Source organism: Streptomyces sp. NPDC028928 (genome assembly GCF_055564915.1).
Window position 1 is genome coordinate 397,203 of the sequence record NZ_JBVHVI010000006.1, and the last position, 9,921, is coordinate 407,123.

Sequence of the window (9,921 nt, forward strand, 5' to 3'; positions counted from 1 at the left end):
CCGTACGGCGATCGGTGTTCTCCCGACTCGTCGCCCCCGGCGGCCGGGCCGGATCATGCCGGTGACCGGATCCTGTCTGCCGACCCTTCGTGACGAGCAGAGGCCCGCATGCCAGACCGCCACTATGTGGAGTGGGAGTTCGACGCGTTCGACGTCGCGGCGTTCCGGCGCGCGTGGAGCGCGGTCCTGCGACGCCACCGCGTGCTCAGTGGCGCCCCCGGTGCCGACGGCGCCGCCCACCAGGGCGTGCGGGTCCTGGACCTGCGCGCCGCGCAGCCTGCCCGGGCGCGGCGGGCGGTGGAGGAGGAACGCGCGCGCATGGCCGGGCGGTTGCCGCGAGGATCCCTGCCCTGGGACGTGCTCGTCACCCTGCTGCCGGACGGTCGCAGCCGCCTTCACCTCGCCGTCGACCCGGCCGTGGTCGACCGGTGGACCCTCGCGCACGTCCTGCTGCCCGACCTGGCACGGCTCACCGCGGACAGCGACGGCGCGGCCGGGGAAGCGCCCCCCGCTCGGTCGGGCGTCCGGTCCACGGGCGAGCCCGCCCCGCCGCCCGCCCTCCCCGTCGTCACGGCCCGGAACCCGGCGAAGCCGCCCACCTGGTGCCGTGCGTACCGCCCGACAGCCCCGGGCGTGGCAGACGGACTGGCCGAGGCCGCCCGGTCGTACGGCGTCACGGCCGAAGAGGCGGTCGTGGCCGCCTTCGCCGAGGTGCTCCGCACCTGGAGCACCACGCAGCGCTTCGGCTTCACCCACGTGTCCGTCGGCGCCCGTGACGTCAGGGCCGCACAGTGCGAGAGGGACGCCGACGGCCGTGCGTTCGCCGAGCGGGCCCGGCGGTCCAGGGTGAGCGCGCCGGTACCGTCGTCCCCCGTGGTTCTCGCCACGGCGCTGCACCGCTCACCGCCGGTGGGCTTCGGCCCGCCGGCCGTGGCGCTCTCCCCGCCGCCCGAGGGACTGCTGAGCGTGGACGTCACCCGCGACGAGCGCGGTGCCGTCGCGGCGGTGTGGCAGTGGCCGGCCGACCGCTGCCCCCCGGGCATGGCCGAGGCGATGGCGGACGCGTTCCGGCTGCTGCTGGAGCGGCTGAGCGGGAACGGCCCGGAGTGGACGGCGGAGCACCTGCGGCTCGTACCGGAGGAACAACTCGCCCTGCGGGCACGGATCAACGCCACACACACCCCGCTGCCCGGCGGTCTGCTGCACACCCCCGTCATCGAGCAGGCCCGGCTGCGTCCGCACGCCCCCGCCGTGATCACCGCGCACCGCACGCTCGGCTACGGCGAGTTGCACCGCCGTATGAACCAGGTGGGGCGGCACCTGCGGGAACTGGGCGCCCGGCCCGGTCGCCTGGTGGCCGTCGTCATGGACAAGGGCTGGGAGCAGATCGTCGCCCTGCACGGCGTCCTCGCCTCCGGCGCCGCCTATGTGCCGGTCGACCCTGCCGTGCCGGCCGAGCGGCTGCGCCGGCTGCTCGACCAGGCGCAGGCCGAGCTGGTGCTGACCGAGAGCCGGACCGACGCACGCGTCACCTGGCCGGACGGCGTCCGGCGGCTGCGCGTCGACACCGACTTCGACGCGGTCGACGACAGCCCGCTGGAGCCGGTGCAGCGGCAGACCGACCTGGCCTACGTCATCCTCACCTCCGGTTCGACCGGCACCCCCAAGGGAGTCATGGTCGACCACCGGGGCGCGCTCAACGCCCTCCACGACGTCAACCGGCGCGTGGGGATGGGGCCCGACGACCGGTGCCTGGCCCTGTCGGGCATCTGGTTCGACCTGTCGGTGTACGACACGTTCGGCGTGACCGCCGTCGGCGGGGCGGTGGTGGTGCCGGATCCGTCGCCCTACCCCGACCCCGGTCACTGGGCGCGGCTGATGGACGCGACGGGTGTGACGTTCGTCCTGGCCGTGGCCGCGCTGCTGGAGATGCTGGCCGGGCACCTGGAGAGCGGGGGTGAGCGGGAGCGGATCGCCCGGCTGCGTACGGTGATCCAGGCCGGGGACATGCTCCCCGTCACGCTGCCCGGCCGGCTGCGCGCCCTGAACCCCCGGGTGCGGGTGTTCAACGGGGGCGGCCCCGCCGAGAGTTGTGTGCTGTCGGTGATCCACGCCGTCGGCCGGGTCGAGCCCGCCGCCACGAGCATCCCGCTCGGCCGGCCCATGGCCAACCAGCGCTACCACGTCCTGGACGAACGGCTCCAGCCGTGCCCCGTCTGGGTCCCGGGAGAGATCCACATCGCCTCGGAGGTGGGACTGGCCCAGGGCTACTGGCGGGACGAGGAACGGACCGCCGCGCACTTCCGTGCCGTACCCGGCCTCGGTCAACGCGTCTACGCCTCCGGGGACATTGCCCGATACCTGCCCGACGGTCACCTGGAGATCCTGGGCCGCAAGGACTTCCAGGTGAAGATCCAGGGGGTGCGCATCGAACTCGGCGAGATCGAGGCGGCGCTGGCCGAACACCCCGCGGTGGCCTCGGCCGTGGTCGTGGCCGACCGCACGGTGCCCGACCTCCCCCTGCTGCGGGCCTTCGTCGTGGCCGCGGGGCAGGAGCGGCCCGAACTGCGCGCCTTCCTCGCCCGGAAGCTTCCCTCGGCCATGCTGCCCGCCGACGTCACCTGGCTGGAGCGGCTGCCGTTGAACGCCAACGGCAAGGTCGACCGGCTCGCCCTTGCCGGCCTGGACCGGTGAGGACGTACGGATCGGCGGCCGGGCGGCGGCTAGGTGTCGAGGCGGCCGTCCGGGTCGGCGGGCAGGGTCGACAGCAGGCCCAGGTAGCGGCCGAGGAGGCCCTCGGCGGTCGCCGGGTCGAACAGGTCCGCGTCGTAGACGAGGTCGACGCGTGCCGTGTCCCCCTGGTCGACGGCGACCAGCGTGAGGTCGCGCTTGGCCCGCGCGCCGCGGTGGGCCGCGGGCGCCTGCAGCGGCGTCATGCGCAGCCCGGCGAACTCGACGGGGCGTCCCGCGCCCTCCCGCTCGAAGATCAGCATCGTCTGCAGGAGGGGGTGCCGGTTCTCCGCCCGGCCCCCGGTGACCGCGTCCACCACCTGGGCGAAGGGCACGTCCCGGTCGTCGTACGCCTCCAGGCACCCGGTGCGGACCTGCCGGAGCAGGGTACGGAAGCCGCGCGTGCCCGACAGGTCGCAGCGCACGGCGACGGTGTTGAAGAAGCAGCCGAGCATGCCGTCCAGGTCCGGATGGCCGCGGCCGGCCTCCGGCAGCGTGACGGTGATGTCGTCCTGCCCGGATTCCTGCCGCAGGAGCACCTGGAAGACGGCCAGCAGGACCATCACCTCCGTGGCCTGCTCCTGGCGGGCGAGTTCGCGCAGCCGGTGCCACGGCTCCGGGCCGACGGTCGCACCGACGGCACCGCCCCGGCCGGTCGGCCGCGGCGGCCTGGGCCGGTCGGCCGGCAGCCTGATCTCGGCGGGCATGCCGGCCAGCCGGCGCACGCAGCGTCGCAGGCCGGCCGTGGCGGTGTCGCCGGCCGGCCCGGACCGCTGCCACACGGCGTAGTCCGCGTACTGCAGGCGGGGGGCGGCGGCGGGCGGACGGCCGTTCAGGCGCCGGTCGTAGGCCTCCACGAACCGGGCGAGGAGCAGGCCGGTGGACTGTTCGTCGGTCAGGATGTGGTGCAGGACGAGGCTCAGGATGTGCACCTCGTCCGCCGTCCGCAGCAGTAGCGCCCGGAACAGCGGCCCCTCGGCCAGGTCGTACGGGCGGGCCGCCTCCGCGGCGAGGCGGGCGGCGACCTCGGCCCCGGTGTCCTCGGCGCCCCGGAGATCGGTGAACTCCACCTCCACGCCGGGATCGTCCCGCACGAGCTGGTACGGGACCCCGTCGCGCTCGCCGTAGACGGTCCGCAGGATCTCGTGCCGCGCGACGAGGTCCCGGAACGCGGCGCGCAGCACCTCGATACGCAGGTCGCCTTCGAGCCGTACCTTCAGCGGGACGGCGTAGGCGGCGCCGCTGGGATCGGCCCGGTGCCGGTGCCACATGTGTTCCTGCGACCAGGACAGCGGCAGCGGGTCCGTGCCGGCGGCACGCGGCGGGATGCGGGCGGTGTGCCCTGGCGCCGGTGTCCGCGCCCGTTCGGCGAGCCGGCGCTCCAGCTCGGCACGCTGGTCCCGCGAGAGTCCCGCCAGCCGCTGGGCGAGTGCCGTACGGCGGGTCATGTCCGCTGTCACCGCGACCTCCGAAGTCCGTCGTGTGCCGAGAGGCGGGCCGCCGGGGTCAGCCGATCGTCCGGGAGGAGGCCGAGGCCCGCCCCGGCCGGGTCCTGCGCAGGTCGCGCACGATGTTCACGCGCTTGAGCCAGCGGTCCGTGCCGTTGTAGCGCGGGTGGAAGGGCCGCCGTCCGTGGACGGCGTTGCGGTTGTCGACGAAGGCGATGTCGCCCGGCGCCAGCGGGAGTTCGCGCAGGTTCGCGTCCAGGTGGGCGATCAGCCAGTCCAGGGCGCGGGCCGCCTCGTCGTCACCGGGGGCCACCGAGGTGAAGTCCCGGTCGACGCGCACCACGGGCGCCTCCGGGGGCCCGCTGACCAGGGCGACCGGCGGCGGACTGCGCCGGGCCAGCGCCACACCGGTCAGCGCGTCGGTGACGTCCGCGATGTCCGTGCCGTCGGCGGGAACGTCGACGTGCGCGGTGTCCGGCACCACGAAGAACCGTCGCCGGCGCAGCACGTCCACCGCCCCCTCGGGTGCCGCGCCCAGATCGGGGACGGCCAGGGTCGTCGGGGTCAGCTCGGCGTTGCGCAGGCACAACAGCCCGACCCAGTCGGCCCGGTACGGGGAGAAGGCGTCCTCCGTGTGCCAGCTGAGTTCGCTGTGGCTGCTGGCACTGATCAGGCTGTGCTCCATCCCCTCGGTCGGCACGACGTCACCGACCATCCGTCCCTCCTGCTGGGTCCGCCAGGTGATCGTCTCCCCCAGCAGGGCGCTGAACAGCATGAGCAGGAACGCGTACGGCAGGCTGGACGGGGTGTCCGCCGCCTGCCACCCGGCCGGGGTGGGTCCCAGGGCCTCGGAGTCGACGTGGTTGCCGGCGATCACCGTGGCCGCCCGGTCGCTGTCCTGGCAGGCGGCGTGCAGGGCCTGCCGGGCCCGCTGGGGCAGCGTGTGGGCCAGCACGCCGGCCTCGGCGAGGAAGCGGGGATCATCCACCCGGCCGTACTCCTGGAGGCACTGATGCGCCAGGTCCAGGGCCTGCTTGGCCTCGGTGTCGGTCAGGACGCACCGGTGGACGAAGCCGTCCGCGGCCGGGTCGGTCGCCGGGGGCCCGGGGTGCGGACTGGCGTGGGGGATCGGCATCAGAGGTCTCCACAGGAGGGTGGGGCCGGCCGGGTGCGGGTGCGGCGGGCCGTTCAGCTGTCGGCGGGGGCGGCGAGCACGGTCCGGGAGGCGAAGTTGCGGTAGCCGGCGCGGTCGAACGCGGCTGCCATGGGGCGGTTGACCAGGTCGGTGTCGGCCGTGATCCGGCGGGCGCCCGCGTCGAGCAGGATGCGGGTGGTCTCCGCCAGCAGCTCGTCCACGTATCCCCGGCCGCGCAGGGACGGCACCACGCCGAGGTAACCGACCACGAAGTTCTGGTCGTTGCGGGACGGGACGAGGAGACCGGCGAGGGTTCCGTCCGGAGTGTGGGCCAGACGCCACCAGTCCCGGTCGCCGGGCATCCCCCGGTAGCCCTCCAGGTCGTCCCGGGCCGCCTTCTCCACGCCGTGCTCGGCGACCGCGCGCCGGGTCGTGGTGTCGAGGCTTCCCTCGGCCACCTCGCGGAAGGCGCCGAGGAACACCTCGTCGTCCGGTTCGGGCCGGAACACCAGCCGCTCGGGGGCGGGCGGCGGTGTCCCGTCGGCCGTCCACTCGTAGCGCAGCCTGCGCAGCACATCGGTGAGGCCGGCCGCCGCGGCGGCCCCGATCCGCCAGTCGAGCGCGGCCTCGGCCTGAGCCGGGGGCGCGTCGTTGCGGGAGAAGAGGTGGAACTCCGGCAGCCGGGTCATGCCCTGGGAGCGGAACCGCCGGTGTGCCGAGGTGATCAGGTGGGCGGCGAGCGCCTGGCGGTCGCCGACCGACTCGTGCACGTACAGGCAGTCCAGTGCCAGGGGGTGGGCGCCGTCCGGCAGTCCCCACCACACCGCGCGGGCGAGGAGCTTCCCGCCGTCCTCCGCGATCCAGGTCCACTCCGGCCGGTAGTGGCCGGTCTTCAGCCCGTCTCCGAGCTGGTCGGGGCCGACCCAGTCGATCGGTTCGCTCACGGTGCAGTCGAGAGCACGTGCCGCTTCGCTCGCGGAAAGGGCGCGTACCAGCATGCTGTTCTCCAGGGCGGTGCTAGTCGGGGCAGTACGGGTCATTCGTCGGTCAGTTCGGCCAGCAGGGAGTCGAGTTCGGCCTCGTCCAGGGCGGCGGCCTGCAGGGTGAGGATCTGCTCCGCCAGCCGGGCGACGGTGGGCGCCTCGAAGAAGGCGCGCAGCGAGACGTCCACCGCGAACTCCGTCCGCACCCGCGTGACGAGCTGCGTGGCCAGCAGGGAGTGCCCGCCGAGCGCGAAGAAGTCGTCGTCCACGGCGATGTCGTCGCGGTCCAGCAACTCGGCGCAGAGCGCGGCGAGCCGGGCCTCCATCGGGGTGCGCGGGGGCTGCGCCGGGGAAGCCGGGATGTCCCGGCCCGGCGGGGGGAGCGCGGCGCGGTCCACCTTGCCGTTGGCGGTCAGGGGCAGTGCGTCGAGGACGACGACGGCGGAGGGGACCATGTAGGCGGGCAGCCGGTCCCGGACGAGGGAGCGCAAGGCCGCCGGGTCGGCCGGGTCGCCTCCGGGGTGCGCGGCACGCGCGGCGTAGCCGACGAGCCGCCTGTCGCCCGGCCGGTCCTCGCGGACGACGGCCACGGCGGCGGACACCCCGGGGTGCTCGGCCAACGCGGCCTCCACCTCGCCGAGTTCGATGCGGAAGCCCCGCAGCTTCACCTGGTTGTCGACGCGGCCCAGGAAGTCGAGGCTGCCGTCGGGCCGGTGGCGGGCGAGGTCACCGGTGCGGTACATCCGCGCCCCGGGCACCGGGCCGAACGGGTCGGGGACGAAGCGTGCGGCGGTGCGCGCCGGCTGGCGCAGATAGCCGCGGGCGAGCCCGGCGCCGCCCAGGTACAGCTCCCCGGGCACCCCCACCGGCACAGGACGCAGATGACGGTCGAGGAGGTAGACCCGGGTGTTGTCCAGGGGCTTGCCGATCGGCAGACCGGAGCCGCCCGCCGTGTCCCCGGGGTCCCGGCCCCGCACGAGGTGCACGGTGGACGTGCAGGTCACCTCGGTCAGGCCGTAGACGTGCAGCAGGGGAACACCGAGGCCGCGCCAGGCCGCCAGCCGGTCCGCCAGCACCCGCTCGCCCCCCATGACGACCAGCCGCAGCGAGGCCGGCAGGCTCCGGCGGCGCGCGGTGAGGTCGTCCACCCATGTGTGCCAGTAGGCGGTGGTGAGTTCCAGGCAGGTGATGCCGTGGGACTCCACGTGGTCCGTCAGGTCCGTCCCGGCCGCGAGGAGGGGGTGGCCGGGCAGCACCACGGTCGCGCCCGCCGCCAGGGCCGGGAACACCTCTTCCAGCAGGACGTCGAAGCCGATCGAGGCCAGTTGCAGGAAGCGGTCGTCACGGGTCAGCTGTAACCGTTCGACCATGGCCCGAGTGTAGTTGGCCAGTGCACCGTGCGTGACGGCGACCCCTTTGGGGGTCCCGGTGCTGCCGGACGTGTAGAACACACAGGCCAGGCTCTGCGCGTGGGCCGAGTCCGGCAGAGCGCGGGGCGGCGCGGGCCGGTCGGCCGGCCACTCGCCCAGGACGCGCAGCAAGGCGCCGGGCACCACACCGTCGAGCGCGCGGGCCGAGGCGGCGTCGGCGAGGACCAGCCGGGGCCGCGCGTGACCGAGGACGCCGCGGAGCCGGGCGGGCGGATACCCGGGATCCAGGGGCAGGAAGGCCCCGCCCGCCTTCAGGACGGCCAGCATCGCGACCACCAGCTCCGCGGTGGGCGCGGTGACGAGGGCCACGACGGACTCCGGACCGACCCCCTCGGCGGCGAGCCGCAGCGCCAACTCCTCGGCCCGCGCGTCGAGTTCGGCGTAGCCGAGCCGCCGCGTCCCATCCTCGACCGCGACGAGCGCGGGAGCACGGCGGGCCCGCTCGGCGATCTGCTCGTGCACGGCGGAGGAGGGGAGCGGGCGGTCGGTGTCGTTCCACTCGGCCAGCACGCGCGCTCGCTCGGCGTCGTCCAGCAGCTCGACGCCGGACAGCGGCCGGAGCGGATCCGCGCTCACCTGCTCCAGGACCCGGCGGTAGCACCTGGCGAAGCCGGCCACGGTGGACTCCTCGAACAGGTCCGCGTCGAACTCGAAGCAGGCCGACAGCCGGTCCCCGTCCTCGGTCAGGGTGCAGACGACATCGGTGAGCGGGGCCACGCCCCGGTCGGTGACCAGCGGCGCGATCCGCAGGCCGCCCAGGTCGAGCGTGGGCACGGCTGCGTCCTGGAAGGTGAACATGGCCTGGAACACCGGCGTACGGGTCAGGTCCCGCTCGCCGGCCACCGCCTCCACCACCCGCTCGAACGGCACGTCCTGATGGCCGAGCGCGCCCAGCACCTCGGCCCGTACCGCCCCGAGCAGCTCGGCGAACGAGGGGTCACCCGACAGGTCGGCGCGGACGGCGAGCGTGTTGACGAAGCAGCCCACCAGCTCTTCCAGTTCGATCCGCGAGCGGCCGGCGACGGGCGTGCCGACGACCACGTCGTCCTGGCCGGCCAGCTTGCCCAGCGTGAGGTGGAAAGCGGCGAGGGCGACGGTGAACAGGGTGACGTCCCGTTCCGCCGCCAGCTTGCGCAGGGCCGTGGTGAGCGGGGCGTCCAGCACGGTGGTGAACCGGCCGCCCCGCGGCGGACCGCCGGCGCCGCGCGGACGGTCGGCCGGCAGGTCGAGGGTCGTCAGGTCCGCCAGACGCGCACGCCAGTAGTCCAGTTGTCCGTCGAACGCGCCCGCCTCCCACTGGGCGTGCTGCCAGGCGGCGTAGTCGGCGTACCGCAGCGGCAGGGCGGGCGGTTCGCGCAGGGCCGACGCCGGGGTGGCGTAGTACGCGGCGAGTTCGCTCAGCAGCAGGCCGACGGACCAGCCGTCGACGGCGATGTGGTGCAGCGTCGCCACCAGGGCATGGTCCTCGTCACCGAGGCGGACCAGCAGCCAGCGCGCCGGTACGTCCCGCGCCAGGTCGAAGACGCGCTCCGACTCGGTGTCCACGAGGTCCCGCAGCGCCTGTTCCCGGGCCGCTTCGCCGGGCAGCTCCGACAGGTCCGCCACGGGCAGGTCCGCCCGCGTCGTCCCGCACACCCGGGGAACCGGCCGGTCCCCGTCCGGCGGGTACACCGTCCGCAGCACCTCGTGGCGCAGCATCACCCGGGTGACGGCCCGCCGCAGGGCCTCCTGGTCGAGGGGGCCGGACAGCCGGACGGAGACGGGGACGTTGTAGACGGGCCGGTCCGGAGCCATCTGCTCGGCGAACCACATGCGCTGCTGGGCGAAGGACAGCACCGGTGCCGACCCGTTGCGGGCGGGCACGATCACCCCCGGATCGCTTTTCGCCCCCGGATCGCGTTTCGCCCCTGGATCGCGTTTCGCCCCTGCAAGGTGGGACTCCGGCCGGTGCGTCATGACGCGGACCCGCCCGTCACGGCGGCCGGCCGCGCCGCCCCCGCTCCCCGCCGCACCGGCCGCGGTGATTCCGCCGGTGCCGGGAGGCTTCCGCGCATGCCGCACGCCACAGTCCGCAAGGTCATGGACCGACTCTGGCAGGGTGCCACCGGCCCGCCAATCGGGAGTTCTCCCGACTGGCCCGTCCCCCACCCGGAACCGAAGCTGCTCGGTGGACCGCACCGGCCGCCGCCCCTGCC

The 9,921-nt window shown here is 74.8% G+C and carries 5 protein-coding genes; 1 reads left to right on the forward strand and 4 read right to left on the reverse strand.

Annotated features, from left to right (window positions below):
* The first annotated feature begins 108 nt into the window (after window positions 1-108).
* The gene (locus ACZ4U1_RS17605; RefSeq protein ID WP_467904109.1) at window positions 109-2,694 is read left to right on the forward strand and encodes an amino acid adenylation domain-containing protein; all 2,586 of its coding nucleotides are present in this window, start codon (window positions 109-111) and stop codon (window positions 2,692-2,694) included.
* 29 nt (window positions 2,695-2,723) lie between these two features.
* On the opposite strand, the gene ACZ4U1_RS17610 is transcribed toward ACZ4U1_RS17605, so the two are convergent.
* From ACZ4U1_RS17610 to ACZ4U1_RS17625, 4 genes are all read right to left on the reverse strand, one after another.
* On the reverse strand, window positions 2,724-4,190 hold the full coding sequence (locus ACZ4U1_RS17610) for a condensation domain-containing protein (protein ID WP_467904112.1): 1,467 nt from the start codon (window positions 4,188-4,190) through the stop codon (window positions 2,724-2,726).
* 46 nt (window positions 4,191-4,236) lie between these two features.
* A complete protein-coding gene (gene gntD, locus ACZ4U1_RS17615; protein ID WP_467904114.1) occupies window positions 4,237-5,313 on the reverse strand; it encodes a guanitoxin biosynthesis L-enduracididine beta-hydroxylase GntD in 1,077 nt (358 codons plus the stop codon).
* A 53-nt stretch (window positions 5,314-5,366) separates the two neighbouring features.
* Window positions 5,367-6,257, reverse strand: a complete 891-nt coding sequence (locus ACZ4U1_RS17620) for a GNAT family N-acetyltransferase (RefSeq protein ID WP_467904116.1) — start codon at window positions 6,255-6,257, stop codon at window positions 5,367-5,369.
* 92 nt (window positions 6,258-6,349) lie between these two features.
* Window positions 6,350-9,589 carry a non-ribosomal peptide synthetase gene (locus ACZ4U1_RS17625; RefSeq protein WP_467904118.1) on the reverse strand — a complete coding sequence of 1,080 codons (3,240 nt, stop codon included), beginning with the start codon at window positions 9,587-9,589 and terminating at the stop codon, window positions 6,350-6,352.
* Window positions 9,590-9,921 lie beyond the last annotated feature (332 nt).

What these genes read in the sequence shown, in the direction of transcription:
- ACZ4U1_RS17605 (WP_467904109.1), top strand. Translation starts at nt 109, where the DNA reads ATGCCAGACCGCCACTATGTGGAGTGGGAGTTCGACGCGTTCGACGTC.
- gntD (WP_467904114.1), bottom strand. Translation starts at nt 5,313, where the DNA reads ATGCCGATCCCCCACGCCAGTCCGCACCCCGGGCCCCCGGCGACCGAC.